15 protein-coding genes are annotated in these 18,199 nt (G+C 71.7%); 5 read left to right on the top strand and 10 right to left on the bottom strand.

What is annotated here, in order from left to right:
- Window positions 1-175: 175 nt before the first annotated feature.
- Both IL992_RS01895 and IL992_RS01890 read left to right on the top strand, forming a co-directional pair.
- Entirely contained in the window at window positions 176-532 is a 357-nt protein-coding gene (locus IL992_RS01895) for a hypothetical protein (RefSeq protein ID WP_193201545.1), read from the top strand.
- Between the two features lie 41 nt (window positions 533-573).
- Window positions 574-1,086 carry a hypothetical protein gene (locus IL992_RS01890; RefSeq protein WP_193201544.1) on the top strand — a complete coding sequence of 171 codons (513 nt, stop codon included), beginning with the start codon at window positions 574-576 and terminating at the stop codon, window positions 1,084-1,086.
- A gap of 22 nt (window positions 1,087-1,108) precedes the next feature.
- On the opposite strand, the gene IL992_RS01885 is transcribed toward IL992_RS01890, so the two are convergent.
- The 4 genes from IL992_RS01885 to IL992_RS01870 are packed head-to-tail and all read right to left on the bottom strand — an operon-like array spanning window position 1,109 to window position 6,303.
- Complete coding sequence (locus IL992_RS01885; protein WP_193201543.1) at window positions 1,109-1,933, bottom strand: SDR family oxidoreductase; 825 nt, start codon at window positions 1,931-1,933, stop codon at window positions 1,109-1,111.
- Window positions 1,934-1,983: 50 nt separating this feature from the next.
- Complete coding sequence (locus tag IL992_RS01880) at window positions 1,984-3,267, bottom strand: glycosyltransferase (protein WP_193201542.1); 1,284 nt, start codon at window positions 3,265-3,267, stop codon at window positions 1,984-1,986.
- 5 nt (window positions 3,268-3,272) lie between these two features.
- A complete protein-coding gene (locus IL992_RS01875) occupies window positions 3,273-5,351 on the bottom strand; it encodes an HAD-IIIC family phosphatase (protein WP_193201541.1) in 2,079 nt (692 codons plus the stop codon).
- A gap of 25 nt (window positions 5,352-5,376) precedes the next feature.
- On the bottom strand, window positions 5,377-6,303 hold the full coding sequence (locus IL992_RS01870) for a TauD/TfdA family dioxygenase (protein ID WP_193201540.1): 927 nt from the start codon (window positions 6,301-6,303) through the stop codon (window positions 5,377-5,379).
- Between the two features lie 508 nt (window positions 6,304-6,811).
- Here IL992_RS01870 and IL992_RS01865 point away from each other — a divergent pair.
- Entirely contained in the window at window positions 6,812-12,307 is a 5,496-nt protein-coding gene (locus IL992_RS01865) for a non-ribosomal peptide synthetase/MFS transporter (RefSeq protein ID WP_193201539.1), read from the top strand.
- A 17-nt stretch (window positions 12,308-12,324) separates the two neighbouring features.
- Window positions 12,325-12,660 (top strand): hypothetical protein, encoded by a 336-nt coding sequence (locus IL992_RS01860; RefSeq protein ID WP_193201538.1) that lies wholly within the window; start codon window positions 12,325-12,327, stop codon window positions 12,658-12,660.
- Between the two features lie 3 nt (window positions 12,661-12,663).
- Here the strand turns inward: IL992_RS01860 and IL992_RS01855 are convergent, their stop codons facing one another.
- From IL992_RS01855 to IL992_RS01845, 3 genes are read right to left on the bottom strand one after another with little or no spacing between them, the layout of a single operon-like run.
- A complete protein-coding gene (locus tag IL992_RS01855) occupies window positions 12,664-12,939 on the bottom strand; it encodes an iron-sulfur cluster assembly accessory protein (protein ID WP_139576997.1) in 276 nt (91 codons plus the stop codon).
- Window positions 12,940-12,961: 22 nt separating this feature from the next.
- Complete coding sequence (locus IL992_RS01850; protein WP_193201537.1) at window positions 12,962-13,546, bottom strand: Rv1733c family protein; 585 nt, start codon at window positions 13,544-13,546, stop codon at window positions 12,962-12,964.
- A gap of 36 nt (window positions 13,547-13,582) precedes the next feature.
- A complete protein-coding gene (locus tag IL992_RS01845; protein ID WP_193201536.1) occupies window positions 13,583-13,960 on the bottom strand; it encodes a hypothetical protein in 378 nt (125 codons plus the stop codon).
- A 173-nt stretch (window positions 13,961-14,133) separates the two neighbouring features.
- On the opposite strand from IL992_RS01845, the gene IL992_RS01840 reads away from it, so the two are divergent.
- A complete protein-coding gene (locus IL992_RS01840) occupies window positions 14,134-15,330 on the top strand; it encodes a cytochrome P450 (protein ID WP_226872058.1) in 1,197 nt (398 codons plus the stop codon).
- Between the two features lie 6 nt (window positions 15,331-15,336).
- Here the strand turns inward: IL992_RS01840 and IL992_RS01835 are convergent, their stop codons facing one another.
- The 3 genes from IL992_RS01835 to IL992_RS01825 form a co-directional block, all read right to left on the bottom strand.
- The gene (locus IL992_RS01835) at window positions 15,337-16,308 is read right to left on the bottom strand and encodes a DUF2332 domain-containing protein (protein ID WP_193201534.1); all 972 of its coding nucleotides are present in this window, start codon (window positions 16,306-16,308) and stop codon (window positions 15,337-15,339) included.
- Window positions 16,309-16,927: 619 nt separating this feature from the next.
- The gene (locus IL992_RS01830; protein ID WP_193201533.1) at window positions 16,928-17,428 is read right to left on the bottom strand and encodes a GNAT family N-acetyltransferase; all 501 of its coding nucleotides are present in this window, start codon (window positions 17,426-17,428) and stop codon (window positions 16,928-16,930) included.
- 89 nt (window positions 17,429-17,517) lie between these two features.
- Window positions 17,518-18,180 (bottom strand): hypothetical protein, encoded by a 663-nt coding sequence (locus IL992_RS01825; RefSeq protein WP_193201532.1) that lies wholly within the window; start codon window positions 18,178-18,180, stop codon window positions 17,518-17,520.
- Between the last annotated feature and the right edge of the window lie 19 nt (window positions 18,181-18,199).

Raw genomic sequence — 18,199 nt, 5'->3', positions numbered from 1 at the left:
CTCACTCTCCGCGTCTTCAGGCGCCATCGTCACCCAATCCCCGGCCGCCGGGCAACACCCCCCGGCGGTCCCCTGCCAGCCGACGTTCTACCGACAATGCGGAACAAACAGCGGGACAAAAGGGTGAGTCTCCTTTCATATAACACTTTTCCCATCGTCGTGTCATCATGTGGGAATGACACCACTGCGCTGGTGCGTGATGGGCGGCGCCTTGATAGCCACAATCGGCATATTGGGGCTGACCATTTCCCTGCAAGGCTCGACCGGCCTCGAACAACTCAGCTGGATCGCCGCGGTTCTCGGCCTCACGGTGTCCGTCGCCGCACTGGTGGTGGGCTGGCCCAGAGGAGGCAGGGGCGAGAGGGCCTGGGGGCGGAAGACGGCGGAAACCTCCACGGAAGATCCCAGCCGAGGCCACTCCACGAAATACAACGTCTCCATCCAAAAGGGCAAAAATATACATATTGGCGATAAACCGATCGCCCGTGACGTCGGGCCGAGGCGACGGAGAGACGAGGAGAAGAATTCATGAGATCATCCGCATTACTGCCGCGGCCGGCCCGGTGGTGAGCGATGCTCGACGAGCAGGAGATCGAGGCCAGCTTGGAGCGCCTCGCCCGGGACGAGTACTCGTCCGACGACCTGCGTCTCCTCCGTGGGCTGATCAGGCAGCGGCGCGACAACATCGTCCAGGTGGGCAAGTACGCCATCCGACTGGACCAGGGGAAGAACATCCACATCGGCGACAGGATCTACCGCGGCTCCGACGCCGAGGCCATCCGCGACGTGATCGGCTCGCTGCTCCTGGAGAAGGACGCTGACGACATCCCGCGCGGCTCACTGCGAAGCCTTGGCGGTTTCATCGTCGCCGCCGGCACGATCGTGTCGATCGCCGGCATGGCGATCTTCGCCGTCAACTTCCTGTCGATATGGGGTCCCGGAATGGCGGGCACGGCGCCTCATCACCCACCGGAGAAGACGGTGGAAGCCCTGGTCACGGGATTCGGCATAGCATTCGCGGGAGGACTCATCACCGCCTTCGGCAACGTCGTCAGGGGCCTCGAACGGCCCCGCCGCCGCCGTTGAGCGGGATCCGCGCGGTGGATCGTCAGCCGGAGGTCCAGATGTCCTTGCCGATGTCGCCGGCGGCCTGCGGGCCCATCATGCCGAGCCCGCCGTCCACGAACAGCGACGCGCCGGTGACGTACGACGCGGTCGGCCCGGCCAGGAAGGCGATCACCGCGGCGACCTCGCGGGCGTCGCCGGGACGGCCGAGCGGGTAGCCGGGCCGGGTGCCCGGCCGGGGCGGCTGGTCCTCCTGCCCGGTCATGGGAGTCGCGATCTCCCCGGGAGCCACGGTGTTGACCGTGATGCCGTGCCTGGCCAGCTCCATCGCGAGCGTGCGGCTGAGCATCCGCAGGCCGCCCTTGGCCGCGCAGTAGGGCCCGGCCCCAAGGCGTGGGTACTCCTCGTGGACGCTGGTCACGTTGACGATCCGGCCGCCGGCGCCGCGTTCGATCATCCGGCGGGCGGCCCGCTGCGAGCACAGGAACGGCCCGTCGAGGTCGACCGCGAGGACCGACCGCCACCGGTCGTAGTCGATCTCCAGCAGCGGCTCGGCCGTTCCGGTGCCGGCGTTGTTCACCAGCACGCCGAGGCCGCCCAGCTCGTCGGCGAGCTCGTCGATCACGGCCGCGGCGGCCACCGGGTCGGTCAGGTCGTGCTGCCGCACGGCGGCCCGGCGTCCCTGCGCTCCGACCTGCTCTGCGGTCTCCCGCGCGCCCTTCTCGTCCCGGTGATAGGTGACGCCGACGTCGAAGCCGTGCGCGGCGAGCGTCACCGCGGTCGCCCGCCCGATCCCCGAGTCGGCCCCGGTGACGATCGCCACCTTGTCGTAGTCGAAGCGCGAGATCGGCGCCACCGTGCCGCCCATGGGTCCCCCTCCGTCGGTACGGCACCTCGGCGTACCCGGGAGACCTTCCTTCACACGCCCCGGCGGGCGCGCGCCATGGCGGCCAGGCGCGTGCGCTGCTCCGGAGTGAGACGCGCCAGCCGCTCGCGCGGATCCGGCCGAATCATGACCGCGTCGGTGCCGATCAGCGCCTCGGCGTGCTCGGCCGCGACGCGCACGGCGTTCTCCGACGCGGCGTCGGCCGCGAGCGGCGCGATCCGCTCCCGGTATCCGCCGTCGGCCGCGGAGTCCAGGGCCCGGGCCAGCAGACCGGCCGCCCGGTCCTCGGTCCAGTGGGACACCGGCAGCCAGCTCGCCACCCCGGCGCGCTCCAGCCGCTCGGCGTTGTCCGGGCGGTCGACGCCGTGCGCGAGCAGCACCTGCGGGGTCGCCGACGACAGCGCCCGGGCGAGCGTGCCGATCCCGCCGTGATGGACGACCGCGGCGACATGGGGCATCACCGTGGCGAACGGCGCCGAGGGCACCCACTCCACCCCGTCGGGCAGCGACTCGGGAAGGAACGACGGGTGCCGGTTCACCAGCAGGGCCTTTCTCCCGATCCGCCGGCACGCCCGCGCCGCCACGTCGTAGAACCGATCGTGCAGCACCTGCCCGGTGCCACCGGTGATCAGCACAGGCGGCTCGGCCCAGTCGGGGACCGGCCCCTCCGCCGTGTCGCCGAGCACGAACCCGCAGCGGACGACGTGTTCCGGCGCCGGCTGGCCCGCCGCGTCGAACCATTCCGGCCACAGCGCGAGCTGGGTCTTGACGCTCGTCAGATAGGCGGCCCAGTCGCGGACCGGGCGCAGGCCGAACGCCTGGAAGACCTCGTCGTACCCCTGCCCGAGCACGCGCCGGAAGAGGTTCCCGAGCACCGGCAGCGAGACGTACTGGTGGGGCGTGACGGACACCAGCGCCACCGGGACCCCGCGCAGTTCGGCGGCCATCAGCGCGGCGATGCCCGAGGTGTGCCGGGCGACCACCACCGTCTCCCCCGGCCGGTAGTGCGCCTCGATCATGCGGACCTCGTCGGCGAGCAGCTCGAACAGGCCGTTGCGCCGGTAGAGCGCGAGCACGCCGTCGGGGTCCTTCAGGGGATCGAGCATGTAGCGCCGGGCGTCGTCCAGGTGCCGGTCGTAGCCCTCCGCCGTGTCGATCGGCAGGTGCCGGAGACCCGCGGCCGCGATCCGGTCGGCGAACCAGGAGTGCGTCATCACGATGACGTCGTGGCCGCGCTCCGCCAGCTCGCGCCCGATCCGTACGAACGGGAGCACGTCGCCGTTGGTGCCGTGGGTGCTCAGCAGCATCGTGGCCATGCGGATCAGCCGTTCCCGGAGTCGAGCAGGGCGTCGATCTCCTCGTCCGACAGGCCCGCGAGCTCGTCGAGCAGTCCGGCCAGCTCCTCGTCGTCGGCGTCGGCGAGCTGCCGCTCCTCGATCGCCTTGGCGACCTCGGCGACGGTGAACGAGGTGGTGTAGAGCGTGTCGAAGGGCAGCTCGACGCCGAACTCCGCACGCACCCGCGCCATGAACTGCACCAGCCGCAGCGAGTGGCCGCCCAGCTGGAAGAAGCCGTCGCCCACCGAGGCCGGCGCCACGTCGAGCAGCTCGGCCCACATCCGCATGACGGTCGCCTCGACGGGGCTCGCTCCGGCCACCTCCGTCACGGGGCGGGCGGCCCGCATGGCGTCGAGGATGGCGTCGGCGCCGGTCAGCCGGGTCGCGATCCGTTCGACGGCCGCCCAGCCCGCGGGAGCGGCCGCCGGTTCGGTGGTCCGGGCGGGCCCCGCTGCCCTCTCCTCAGCAGGGCCCGGCGCGTGGACGACGGCCGCCGCGTCGCCCGCGTCGAGGACGTACCAGGCCGCCTCCTCGCCGTACGGCTCCACCGTGGCCGGCAGGGCGGCGAGGAAGTCCCTGGCCGGTCGGTTGCGCTCGGTCGCCCGGAAGGCCAGGGCGACCCGGGCCAGTCCGCGCTCCCGCGCGAGCGCCCCCAGGTGTGCGAGCATGCGGTGCTCCACCCCGCGCCCGAGCGCCCGGCAGCTGAGCAGGAACGCGCCGACGCGCAGCGTGTCCTCCTCCGTCCGTACGTCGGTGAGGCCGACGAGGCCGTAGTCCCCGAAGCGGTCCCGGACGTCCACGACGAACTTCTCGTCGCCGTCCAGGCGACGTGCCCCGGAGAGGTTGAACTGGTTGGTCCGCTCGGCGAGCTGAGCGGCCCGGGCCTCGTGCTCGGGACCGGCCGGAGCGATGGTCACCCGCAGATCGAGCGTGGCGAAGAAGTCGGCGAGGGACATCTCGCCCCTGGCCTGCTCGCGCCGCCGTTCCTCCTGGTAGCGCCGGGTGCGCTCGCGGTCGGCCTCGGTGACCGCGGCCAGGTCGAGGGGCCAGCAGTGCCGCAGGAAGGCCGCCGCCTCGGCGGCGCCGGCCGGGAGCCGGAGGGTCAGCACCTCGGGGCAGCCGGCCCGGACCTCGGCGCACTCGACCGGGCTGTCGTCGAGGAAGACGAAGGAGTCGAGCCCGAGGTCGAGCTCGGCGGCGAGCGCGCGCAGCGCCTGCGACTTGGCCTCCCACCCGACGCGCATCGCGGCGACGTCGTCCAGGCCGACCGGCAGCTCCGGATGCCGGTCGAACACCTCGCGAACGTCCTTCTCCTCGTTCTTGCTGCACAGGCACAGCAGCCTGCCCGCGGCGACCTGCCGGGCCAGCTCCCGCCAGATCTCCATCCGCTCGGGGCCGATGACCACGCCGTCGGGGCCGTCCTCGCCGACCACGCCGTCCCAGAGCGTGCCGTCGCAGTCCACGGCGACGGCCTTGGGACGCGGGGTGGTCATGGCGTGCAGGCGGCGGGTGACCGCGGCGGCCAGCGCGGCGAAGTAGCGGTCGGTGTAGGGCACGTTGCCGGTCCGGTCGGCGAAGGCGTCGTGGACGGCCTCCGGCGCCGGCTCGTACGGCTCGGCGGAGGCGAGCACGCAGACGGCCCTGTCGCCCTCGAACGCCTGGGCCAGCCGGGACGCGAGGCGCGCGTGGGCCTCGGGCGAGCCCTGCTCGGGCGAGGGAGGACAGACGACGAGCACGTGGGGCGTGCCGGACGCGCGCGCCGAGGTCCGCAGCGCGGCGGCGAGGTCGGTGGCCACGGCCTCCACCTCGTCGAGCCCGTCCTGCTCGGCGGCCAAATCCCCGGCAACCAGATCTTCGGCCCGGACCAGCACGACGGCGGCGCCGGCCCGGCCGAGCACGCTGCCCGAGTCGAGGAGCGAGGGGAAGACCTGGTCGTACGGAGCGAAGGCGACGTCCCCCTCGACGTCCCCCTTGACGTCGAGTTCGGCGAGCCAGAACCGCAGGGCGTCCCCGAGCGGCTCGGCGGTGAAGGTCGCGGCGACCCCAAGCCCGATCTTGTTCACGGCGGTTTCCCTTTCGAGAGCGCGGTCAATCGGACATGGCGACGAGGATGCGGCGGGAGCCGGTGAAGGGCCTGCGGCCGTGCCCGACCAGCACGTTGTCGATCAGCAGCAGGTCGCCCTCCCGCCAGTCGACGTCCACCGCGTTGTCCAGGCCCCGGTCGCGCACCTGGATCACGTACTCGCCGGGGATCGGGGCGCCGTCCGGGAAGGTCACCGACTGCGGCAGCTCCTCCGGCGGCATGAGTTCGGCGAGCATGGCGGCGGCCTCGTCGCCCAGCGAGGCGGGGTGCCACTGGTCGGCCTGGTTGAACCACACCTCGGCGCCGGTCACGGGGTGCCGGGTGGTGGCGGGCCTGACCTGGGAGATCCGTACGCCGCCGTCGGGCCGCCACTGCCAGTCCGCGCCGATGCGGTCGAGGAACCCGGCCACCTCGTCGCGGTCCTCGGTCTCGAACGTCTCCTGCCAGCTCTTGCCGAGCCCCCGGCCGGCGTGCAGGTTCTGCGTGTAGCGCACGCCCTTGGCGAAGGCCTCCCTGACCTCGTCGTCGAGCGACTCCAGCCAGCGCACGCCGTCCACCACGGGGGTGGCACCGCCGCTCTCGGCCGCCTTCTCGCAGTAGAACAGCAGCCGCGAGGGCCAGGTGGCGGAGTACGACAACTCGTTGTGCATGGAGATCGTGTACTCGGGCGGGTACTCGGTCGAGGTGTAGACGTTGCCGCCCACCTTGGTGCGGGGCGAGTTGCCGTGGACGTACGCCAGCCGGTTGGGCAGCAGCATGTCCATGACAGGATCGAGGGTCTCGGGCGTGACGCCGAACCCCCGGAAGACGAGCGCCTTCTCGCGGACCAGCAGGTCGCCCACGTTCAATGCGCGCAGCCGTTCCACCAGCCCCTGGGGCGTGGCGGCGGAGCCGTCCGGGGTTATTTCCAGGGGCTTCCAGAAGTCGTCCATGCGTCCTCCTTCTGCGCGGGATCCGGCCGCGGCCGAGCACGGGGAAAAGTCGAATTAAGGAGGCAGGCGGGCCCTCGAATAGGCGGCACCGCTGCGGAAAGAGATTCCGGCGGCCAACATAGAACCCGAATCGGGTCACGCGCAAGAAACATGTTTCATCCGGTTTACCTCGACGCCGCAAGTCAAATTATCCGACATGCGCCTGTGTCCGCCGGCAATGCCGACGACCACTCATGTTCCGCCGCCCGCAATTGATGACGGAAGGTTGGTTTCCCAATACTCTTCGCGCTCGATCGCAGGTCAAAGTGAGGCTTGCGTTACCCAGCGTGCATCCCGTATCGTAAAATAATCACTTTCGTGGGAGCGCTCCCACGCATCTCGGCTCGAAACGCGGCGAGATACGCGGCGAGGTCCTGCGGAATCAACGATCAAGCGTTTTCTGGTTCAACCACTTTTCTGCGTGGTCAGCTGGTCCTGCGCATTGTTTGCGCAGAGAGGAGAACGCTCGGTGACGATAACGCCGACGACTGACAACGAGCATCTAATAGCGTCGCTTTCCCCACGCAGGCAGGAGGCCCTGCGCCGGCTCCTCGCCGCCAGAGCCGCCAGGGCCGCCGCCGCGAACGCGATCACCCCGCGCGGCGGGGGACCCGCCCCCTGCTCCTACGAGCAGACCCAGATGTGGCTCGGCGCCCGCTTCGCCGAGGGGGCCCCGGCGCCGAACGCCACGATCGGCCTGCGGCTCACCGGCCCGCTCGACACCCGGGCCCTGACCGTCGCCCTGGACAGCCTGGTCGAACGCCACGAGATCCTGCGTACGGTCTACGAGGGCGACGGGCACGAGCCCCGGCAGATCGTCCTCGACCCCGGGCCGGCTCCGCTCGACGTCGTCGACCTACGGGACCTGCCGGAGGCCGAGCGGGAGCAGCGGGCCCGGGAGATCACGTGCAGGGCCGCCGTCGAACGCTTCGACCTGGAGACCGGGCCGGTCCACCGCACGACGCTGGTCCGGCTGGCCGACGAGGACCACGTGCTGATGTTCGTCTGCCACCACATCGCGTGCGACGGGTGGTCGGTCGGCATCATCGTGGACGAGCTGACCAGTGTGTACGCGGCCGCCCACGAGGGCCGTCCCGCCGAGGTGGCCACGCCCCCGCTCCAGTACGCCGACTACGCGGCCTGGTCACGGCGTGAGCTGACCGGCGAGCGGCGCGAGCGGCGGCTCACGTACTGGCGCGAGCGGCTCGACGGCGCGAGCGCGGTGGAGCTTCCCATCGCGCGGGACGGCCAGGTCACCGCCGAGGGCAACCGGAGCGACTGCCACCTGTTCACGCTGCCGGACGAGGTCCTGCGGGCGCTGCGGGAGGCCGGCGGCCCCGGGACCACCCCGTTCGTGGCCCTGCTCACGGTCTTCTCGATGCTGCTCGCGCGCTACACCGGGCAGGGCGACCTGACGATCGCCACGGTGGACGGCGGCCGGCGCCGGGTGGAGCTCGAGCCCGTGCTGGGCTGCTTCGTCAACGCCCTGCCGCTGCGCGCCGACCTGTCGGGCGACCCCTCGTTCCGGGAGGCGGCGGCCGGGGTGCGGCGCAGGCTGGGCGAGGCGCTCGCCAACCACCTGCCGTTCTCCGAGCTGGCCGGGGCGCTGAGCGACCGGGACGCCCGCAACTTCTCGCTGTCGACCGTCGGCTTCTCGCTGCGCGTCTTCCGTGACCAGCGCGGGCGCTGGCCCGGGCTCGAGGCGTCGGTGTGGGAGCACGAGGTCGACGACTTCACCTACGATCTCGCGCTGCTTGTGCACCTGAACGGCACGGACGACCCCGAGCTCTACCTGACCTACCAGAAGGACCGGTTCGACGCCGACTCCGTCGTCCGGATGGCCGGGCACTACCGGGCGCTGGCCGAGCGGATCGCCGCCGCCCCGGACACCCCGCTGGCCGACCTGGAGCTGCTCACCGACGCCGAACGCGACGTGGTGCTGGGCGCCTGGAACGACTCGGCCCGGCCCTACCCGGACGTGGCCCTGCCCGAGCTGCTGGAGCGCCATGCGAACTCCGGCGCGGTGGCGGTCTCCTTCGAGGGCCGCACGACCACGTACGCCGAGTTGCACGCCCGCGCCAACCAGGTCGCCCACCTGCTGCGCGAGCGGGGCATCGGCCCGGAGGACACGGTGGGCGTGCTGCTCGACCGGAGCCCGGACCTCATCGCCTGCCTGCTGGGCGTGTGGAAGGCGGGCGCGGCCTACCTGCCGATGGATCCCAAGTTCCCCGCGCAGCGCGTCCGCGACATGCTGTCGATCGCCGCGACCCCGCTGGTCCTGACCTCAGCGGGCTACGCGCGTCTCTTCGAGGGCGTCGACGTCGTGGACGTGGACGGCGGCCTGATCGACGCGCAGCCACGCGACCCGGCTGGCGTGCCGTACGACATCGACCGGCTGGCCTACGTGATCTTCACGTCGGGGTCCACGGGCAAGCCGAAGGGCGTGCAGGTCACCCACCGCGGGCTGGTGAACCACGTCTGGTGGGCCGTCGAGGACCTGGCGTCCCAGGGCGACGGCGGCGCGCCGCTGTTCGGCTCGGTGGCGTTCGACCTGGTGGTGCCCAACCTGTGGGCGCCGCTCGTCGTGGGTCAGCGGGTCACCGTGCTGCCCCAGGACTTCGACATGGGCGAGCTGGGCGCGCTGCTGGTGGCGGGCGGGCCGTACGGCTTCATCAAGTGCACCCCCGGCCACCTGGAGGTGCTCGGCCACCAGATCGACGCCCGGCAGGCCGCCGCGCTCGCCGGGAGGATCGTCGTGGCGGGCGAGGCGCTGCCCGGCTCGATGGCCAACCGATGGCTGGAGATGCTCGGCCCGGGCCGCCTGATCAACGAGTACGGCCCCACCGAGGCGTCGGTCGGCACCTGCATCTATCCCGTGCGGGACGCCCAGCTCGTGGAGGTCGTCCCGATCGGCCGCCCGCTGCCCAACATGCGGATGTACGTTCTCGACGCCAACCGGCGGCTGCAGCCGGTCGGCGTGCCGGGCGAGCTGTACGTCGGCGGCGTGGGCGTGACCCGCGGTTACATGAACCGGCCGGACCTGACCGAGGAGCGGTTCCTGCCGGATCCCTTCAACCCGGATGGCCGGATGTACCGCACCGGCGACCGGGTGGCCTGGACCCGCGACGGGAACGTGGCCTTCCTCGGCCGGTTCGACGACCAGGTGAAGATCCGCGGCTACCGCATCGAGCTGGACGAGGTGCGGGCGGCCGTCCTCGACCACCCCGGCGTGCGCGACGCGGTCGTCACCGTGCACGCGTTCACGCCCGAGGACAAGCGGCTTGTCGCCTACTACGTCCCCACGGGTCCGGAGTCATCCGAGCTCGCGGACCACTGCGCGGAACGGCTGCCGGAATACATGGTCCCGTCGGTGTTCGTGCCGCTGGAAACCATCCCGCTCAACGCCAACGGCAAGGTGGACCGCAAAGCGCTGCCCGATCCGGTCGTCCGGGTGGGCGAGGACCTGGCCGAGCCGGAGACCGAGACCGAGATCGTGGTGGCCGGGGTCTGGCGAGAGGTCCTCGGCATCGACGCGATCTCCATCGACAGCGACTTCAACGCGCTCGGCGGCCACTCGCTGCTGCTCATCCGCATGGTCGCCAAGCTGCGCCAGACGCTGCCCGCCGACGGCTACCAGGTCACCGTGCTCGACGCGATCGCCAACCGCACGGTGCGGGAGCTGGCCGCGCTGATCGACGCCGCCCGGCAGGCGCCCGAGGAGTCCGAGGACGGCCCGCGCGGCCTGCTGGTCGAGCTCACCCGGCCGGTCAAGGCGCCCGTGCTGTCGCTGGTCTGCATCCCGTACGGCGGGGCGAGCGCGATGGTCTACCAGCCGCTGGCCGACGCGCTGCCGGACGGCCACTCGCTGTTCGCGGTCGCCCTGCCCGGCCACGAGCTGGGCGTCGAGGAGAGCACGATCGGCTTCCACGAGGCCGCCCAGCGCGTGTGCGACGAAGTGCTGGAGCGGGTGCGCGGCCCGGTCGCGCTGTACGGCCACTGCGTCGGCAGCGCGCTGACCGCCGAGATCGCGCGGCGGCTGGAGGCGGCCGGGCGGCGCGTCGAGGCTGTCTACATGGGCGGCAGCTTCCCCTTCGCCACCCCCACAAAGGGCCTGAACGGCCTGCTCGGCCGCATCTTCCGGAGTAAGGCGCTGGACAACGCCAACGCGCACGCCAACTGGCTCCGCGCGATGGGCGCCGACCTGCAGGATCTCGACCCCGAGCAGGTCGACCACATCATCCGCACGATGCGGGTGGACGCGCGGGCCGGCGAGGACTACTTCAGCGAGCTCGTGGAGCAGCAGAGCCCGCAGCTGCGCGCCCCGGTGATCTCGATCGTCGGCGACCGCGACGCGCTGACCGACTTCTACCAGGAGCGCTACCGCGACTGGCACTGCGTCTCCGAGACCACGGCGCTGGTCGTGATGGCCGAGGCCGGCCACTACTTCCTCCGATACCGCACCGAGGAGCTGGCCGCGATCGTCACGAGCACCCACACCGCCGTCGGGCGTCCCGGGGAGTGGCGGCCGCGCCCGCCCGACGACCCGGCGACGTGGTGGCGGCAGGCGCTGTCCACCGACAGGCGGGCCGACGTCTCCGGGCCGCAGCCCAGTCTCGGCCGGTTCTTCACGGTGGCGACCGGTCAGATCGTCTCCATGATCGGCGCCGTGATGACCGAGTTCGCCGTGCCGATCTGGGCGTACCTGAAGAGCGGCTCGCTGGTGCAGTTCGGCCTGTTCGCCATCATCGGCCTGGTGCCTGGGCTCGTCCTCGCGCCGCTGATCGGCGCGCTTGTCGACCGGTACGACCGCAAGCGGGCGATGCTGGCGGCCGACGGCATGTCGCTGGCCGTGCAGGCCGCGCTGCTCGCGCTGATGGTGGGCGACGTGCTGAGCATGCCCGTGCTCTACGGCCTGCTGGTGGTGCTGTCGATATCGGTGACCCTGCAACGGGTGGCCTGGCAGTCGGCAGGTCCGCAGCTCGCGCCCAAGCACTACCTGCACCACGTCGGCGGCGTCGTCCAGCTCGGCAACGCCGTGGCCCAGCTCATGGTCCCGCTGTTCTCCGTCGCCGTGCTCGCGTTGATCGGCATCGAGGGCATCCTGACCGCCAACGTGGTCTGCTACGCGATCGCGTTCGCCGTGACCCTGCTCGTGCGCTTCCCGGCCACGATGGCCTGGCGGCGCAGGGAGACGGTCTCCGCCGAGATCCGCAACGGCTTCCGCTACCTGCTGCGGCGGCGGGGGCTGCGGGCCATGGCCTTCACGATGTTCATCGTGAACTTCTTCCTGTTCACCGGGTTCATCATGATCGCGCCGCTGGTGCTGTCGGTCGGCGAGCTGGCCGACACCGGGCGGGTGGCGCTGCTCGCCGGGATCGGGGCGGTCTGCGGCGGCCTGGTCATCACGCTGTGGGGCGGCCCGCGCGACCGCCGGATGTTCGGCATGCTGTCGGCCGCCGGCGTGCTCGGGATCTTCTGCGCGATCGCCGGTCTGCGCCCGTCGCTCATCCTCATCACGGTCGGGGCCTTCGGCATGTCGCTGATGATGACGATCAGCGACGGCATCTGGCTGACGATCATCCACTCGAAGGTGCCCCAGCGCTACCACGCCCGGGTCATCGCGATCAACCGGATGCTCGCGCTGTCGACCCAGCCCGTCGGCCTGGCCGTACAGGCCTGGCTGGTGGGGCTGGTCTTCGAGCCGCTGATGCGGCCCGACGGCCCGCTGGCCGGCACGGTCGGCAAGGTGATCGGGGTCGGCGAGGGCCGCGGCATCGGCCTGCTGTACGTCGTGTGCGGCCTGGCCATCGCGCTCACGATCACGCTGGCCCTGCGTCACCCGGCCCTGGCGAGGTTCGACCAGGAGACCCCGGACGCCGAGCCCGACGACCTGATCGGCCTGGAGGCACTGCGCAGCCGCCAGGAGGCGAGCGTTCCGGCGCAGCGGGTCCCGGCCGAGCTCTGAGGTGCTCTGATCTGTGAATGGCATACGGGCCGCCGGGTACGGCGGCCCGTATGGACGAGAAGAAGATGAACCCGAAGCAGCTCGCCGAGGAGCTGGCGACCAACGCGCAGGACGACCCGCGGTTCAAGAACCGGACGCCCGGCATCCGGGCCACCCGGCAGGGGTCGGTGGAGCAGGCGGACCAGGACGCCGCGGGCATCGTCGGCGGCAAGGGGATCTCGGGCGGCGGCGCCTCCGGAGGAGGGACGCTCGGGCAGCCGCCGACCGGACGGCTCGACGACGATCAACTCGCCGACACGGTGGCGGGCACCGGCCTGCCACCCGACGACGAGGAGGACGAGGGCGACCAATAGGTCTCAGCTCAGGCGGAAGGTCGGGCGGCCGCCGGGACCGGTCTCGGCGTCCAGCGTCTTGCCGCCGACGGCCTGGGCGACCTGCGCGTCGAGGAAGACGCGCACATCCGCTCTCTTGATCACCTCGTCGCCCGAGAAGGGCGCGCTCACCAGCGAGAGCTCCAGCGAGGCGGGCTCGCCCGGCTTGGCCGCGATGCGCAGGCCCGCCTCCTCGGGGAGGTACTCCCCCACCATCAGATCGCGGATCGCCTGAACGGCGTGGTCGGTGACTGTCAGCACGACGCGCCTCCTGTGTGTCTGCTCACGCGTCCTCGGGCTTGCGCCGCCGGTTCATCGCGAGCCATCCGGCGTCCCAGGCGGCGTACCTGTGGTGGTCGAGACGGCGGCGGACAAGGGCGAGGCACGCCATCAGGGCCGTCAATGACAGCGCCGCCGTGGCCGTTCCGGACGCCACGCCGTCGGCGACCGTGTCGATCCGGCTCCGCGGGCCGTCGCCCGGCCTGCCGTCGCGGTCCAGCCAGATCCGCACGGGTGTGCCGGCCTTGGCCGCCGGGGGGACCGGCGCCTGCCCGGTGACCGTACGGCCGTCGGGGGCCGTCCAGGCGACACCCGCGCGCAGCCGAGCGGCCGTGCCCTCCACCGCGACCCAGGTGGCGGCCGGCGCGTCGCGCGTGACGGTGGCCGTCACCCACCGCCCGGAATGCTCCTCGGCCACGCCGCCGCGATAGACGGCGGCGCCCACGGCGAACGCCGCGACCAGGCTCAGCACGGCCAGGATCAGGAAGGTCAGGACGACCGCGGACTCGACGCGGTCGGTTCCGCGCCGTAACGGATTGCCGTCGGGCAGGTAGCGCCGCACCCGCATCGTCACCGGGCCAGATCGCATCGCGTCACCCCTCCTCCTTCTCGTGCGCCGGTCGTCTCACTCGCCCGGCTCCCGGAACCGCGGCGCGTCCGGCGGAGGGCCGGAGGACTCCTGGATCAGCGCGTTCAACGTGGTGTCGTCGGCGATGGCATGCTCGGCCTCGGGCGTGTCCTCCAACGCGGTGATCCGGTCCGGTCGCCGCGCCTCCCGTTCCGCCTCGTCCCGGTCCCGTACGGCTCCCTCGATGGCCTCCAGCATCTCCCGCCGGCTGTAGGAGCCCTCGGCGATCTCGTTCAGGAGGGCGAGGGTCTCGGCCGGCACGTGGATGTCCGCGGCGGCGGCGGAGTAGAGGTCGCGGCGCGTCACGCGGAGGCGGTCGTGGAAGACCTCGTCCACGACCTGGCGCAGCCGCTCCGTTTCCGCAGGGTCAGGCATGCCCTTCTCCTTCCGGTCTGTCCTTACCCCCCGCGGTGCGGATCCCACGCCCGCGCTCGAAGATCGGCGACGAGAAGCCGATTGCCGGTGTCGTACGCCGCGGACCGTTCACGTACCGGCCGGAGCCGATCAGTATGGCGGCAGGAACCGCATTCCGATCACGGGAGGCCCGCATGTCCGACGCGCTGCTTCGCGACCCCTATCCCGTCTACGCGAAGGCCCGCGAGGCTCCCGGGCTGACCTTCCTTCCCGAGATGAACGCCTGGCTGGTCGCCAGGGACGCCGACGTGCGCGAGGTGCTGCGAAGTCCGGAGATCTTCTCCTCGGCGAACGCGCTGCGCGGCGACTTCGTCCCCGAGCCGTCCGTGCTCGCCGAACTCGCGAAGGGCGTCGGCGGCGCGCCCGTCGTGGTCACCTCGGACGGGGCGGCGCACCAGCGCTACCGGACCCCGCTCGTCCGGGGGCTGTCACCCGCCCGGATCGCCTCGGTCGTGCCGTTCATCCGGGAACGCGCCGAGTCCCTCGTGGACGCCTTCGTCCCGGACAGCAGGACCGATCTCGTCGGCGCGTACGCCAGGAGGCTGCCCGGGGAGGTGATCGGGCGCCTGCTGGGCCTCGACCCCGAGCACGTGCCCCTGGCGGTGGAGGCCGGCTACCGCGCCGAGGAGCTCTTCTTCCTCCCGGTCGGGGAGGAGGGGCGGATCGCCGCGGCCCGCGAGGTCGTCGCCTTGCAGCATCTGCTCGACGAGTACGCGCGAAGCCGGCGGAAGGACCCCCGCGACGACCTGTGCACCGAGATGGTCCAGGCGCTCGCGCCGGGCACCGGGCCGCTGACGCGGGAGCAGCGGGCGGAGCTGGTGTCGAACCTGCAGAACCTGCTGATCGCCGGTCACCTGACCACGACGGCACTGATCTGCACCGCGGTGCTGCATCTGCTGCTGCATCGCGAGCAGTGGGAGCTGCTGTGCGCCCGGCCCGAACGGATCCCCGACGCGGTCGAGGAGGCCGCCCGGCACGACGCCCCCGTCCAGGCGTTCCGCCGCGTCACCACCCGGCCGGTGACGCTGGCCGGCACCGACCTGCCCGAAGGCGCCACCGTCCTGGTCGCGTACGGCTCCGCCAACAGGGACGAGGCCAGGCACGACCGGCCCGGCGACTTCGACGTCACCCGGCGCGCCCGGCGCCATCTCGCCTTCGGGCACGGCGTGCACTCCTGTCCGGGGGCGCAGCTCGCGCGCGAACAGGTGCGGATCACGCTGGAGATCCTGACCCGGCGGCTGCCCGGGCTGCGGCTCGCGGCGGAGCGGCCGGTGGTCATGGCCCCCACGCTCATCCACAGGGGACCGGAGGTCCTGTGGCTCACCTGGTGAGGCTCCTCAGGCCAGCCAGTCCAGCCACTCGCCGTGCGGCCCGGCCATCGCGAGCGGCTCGCCGTCGAGCGCGGGCAGGAACGCCAGCCGCCTCTCCGGCAGGTCGGCCGTCAGCTTCGGGAGCAGGGAGGGCAGCCGGGGCGAGCCCTCGTTGGAGATCCACCGCACGGGCAGGCCCCCTGCCCGAAGACCGCGTACGAGCGCCACGAAGCGGTCCCGTGCCTCGGCGTCCAGGTAGGGCATGACCGCGCTGTGGAAGACGACGACCGTCGCCCCGGCGGGCGCGGCGGCGACGAGTTCGGGCAGGGCCGCCGCGGCGTCCCCGCGCACCAGACGCGGCGGCTCCTGCCTCGCCATCCGCACCGCCCCGCGCAGCCGCGTGAGCCGGTCCGCCTGCCCCGGCCACACCAGGCACTCCAGCCAGCGCACCGCCTCGTCGTCGCGTACGTCGATGGGGTTGAGATCCAGCCCGGCCCGCCACACGACCTCGGGGAGACGCTCCGGCACCGGCACCTTCCCGTTCGTCCGGCAGGTGAGCAGAACGGGGCTTTCCGCCGGTCCGATCTCGGGCCCGTCGTCATACCGGTAGCGATACCGGTCGGGGTAGAGGCACAGCCCCGCCGAGGCGCCCACCTCCACGAGGGCCAGCGGCTGCGGCAGCGTCGCCAGCACCGGCAGCAGGCTCGCGCACCGGCCCGCCTCGTTCGTCTGCGTCCGCCGGGCGAGCATCGTCTCCCGCACTTCGGCCCAGTGGCGTACGGTCCACTCCCGGAATCGGCCGAACTCGTCGTACGGCCCGCCGAGGAAGCGCACGGCGGCCAGCAGCAGGTTCGGCTGCCTCTTCGGCTCCGGAAGGCCGTCGATCAGTTCGAGCAGCCCGGGGTCGGCGGCGATCCCGAGGGCGAGCGCCTCGTAGGCCGGGCTGTGCCCCCTGACCTCCCGCTCCGCGAAGTACCGGTACCACTCCGCCGTCTCCATGCCCGCCTCCCGAGGACCGCCGGAGCCTCCATCAAAGCAGCCCGAATTGGGAAACATCCCGCCGGGTTGCCGAACGCTACCGCCGTGAGCACTCTGAACTCGCTGGGGCGATTGCCTGTCACTAGTCCTCGTCTGACTGGACGACCTCGATCTTTTGTCCGCGTTCTTTAATGACGAGCCTTACTGGCGGCGAGCGCCGTCTGAGCGACCGCTGCAGGACAAGAAGATCACGGGACGCGACCTGAAGCACGGGAAGGCCCGCGCCAGGCGGGCGTCCTGAATATCGCCGGGCCCCTTTTGGAGGCTCTCCGCAGCACCGTTCTGGGCGGTGGCACCGGTCGTGCGCTCTGCTGAGGCTTCCGTGGCCGGCGTGATGGCTGTGAGGGGCGTGAGTAGCAGTCCGGTGAGGGACTGCCAGTCGCAGCCTTCTGCGCCCCTTCCGTGGGGTGAGGGAGGTGGCGTGCACGGATCTCCAATCCATGACGAAGATCGACAAGCACGGCAAACCCAACTGTCGGAAATCCGAAGATCAACCTCTTGAGGCATTCCCACACACGTGCACAGTTTCCTTCGTCAGACTGAGCGTCCCTGGCTTGCCGCACTGGCAGGACCACGGCTCTCAAGCCGGTCGTTCCCAGGCCCACAGGCGCTCGCCGTCCTCGAGGTGATCGGTGGGCAGCAGGCCGATCCGGCCGGCCACCGCCATGGACGCCTGGTGATCGGGGTGGATGTGGGCCTCGATGCGGGCGATGCCCCGCGCACGCAACCACTCGGCGAGGGCCGCCGCCGCCTCCGAGGCGTACCCCCGGCCCTGCCAGGAGGTCCCCACGACCCACGCCACCTCGGCCCGCCGCCCCTCGTCCACCACGGTCGCCTGCACGTAGCCGACCGCCCGCCCGTCGCTGTCACGCCGGATGATCCAGTTGAGCCACTCCTGCCGCCCGTCCGGGGACCTGCGGGCTTCGAGCGCGGCGTACCGGGCGCGTAGTTCCGCCAGGGTGGGCGCGGCTCCGCCGATGAAGGCGTACAGCTCCTCCCCCGCCAGCACCTCCGCCATCTCGTCCGCATCCTGCACGGTCAGCGGCCACAGCGTGAGTCGTCCCGCCGCGATGGTCTCCATACGCCGAAGTCTCTCCCGCCCCGGCCCGTACGCCCAACGGCTTTTCGCCGGCGGCCGGATGACCCACCGCAAGGGTTTCGAGCGCTCCCTCAGCCGGCCGTGCTCTTCAGCACCTCCCGGAGCCTCGTCACGGCCGTCACGGCGGCCGGCCTGGTGAGGTCGGGATCGAACTGGCCGTAGAAGCCGTTGTGCTCCAGCGCGATCATCGTGTTTCGCACCCTGATGATCAGGAGGTCGAGCGCCATCGTCGGGCCCTTTCCCATCGCAACGATCCTCGACCGGAACCTGATGCCGTACGCGCGATCGCCGAGCTTGCCGACCGGGAACCTGGTGATCGTCTCCTTCACACCCTTGGTGCTGGCGTCGACGTGACCGCAGTCGCGGACCATGGCCCCGGCCGCCCTCTCCAGGGCGGAGATCTGGGCGGAGGTTCCGCTCACGATGAACTCGCTGACCCCCTCGGGCGCCTCGTCTCTGGCCAGCCAGGTCGCGACCTTGCTCCGGGCGAGCGGCCGAACCCCCTTGAGCGCCTTGGCGCACGCCTTCGTGTGGGCGTCGTCAGAGCTCAGCAAGTCCCTGTTCCGGATCTCGTTGTAGGAGAAGTCCGCGTCGAGATCCTCCGGTAGGAGCAGGGCCGCCCGGAGTTGGGCCGGGGAGGGTGGCACCGCGGCATTCTGCGCCAGTGCGGGAGGGGACGCGAGGATCGCGCCGCCGACCAGACCGGCGGCGAGCACCAGACGCTTTACGATCATGCTGGCAATCTAGGAGACG

The organism is Microbispora sitophila (assembly GCF_014892245.1).
GTDB lineage: Bacteria > Actinomycetota > Actinomycetes > Streptosporangiales > Streptosporangiaceae > Microbispora > Microbispora siamensis.
Note: the sequence above shows the minus strand (reverse complement) of the source record. Positions and strands in the feature narration are given on the sequence as shown.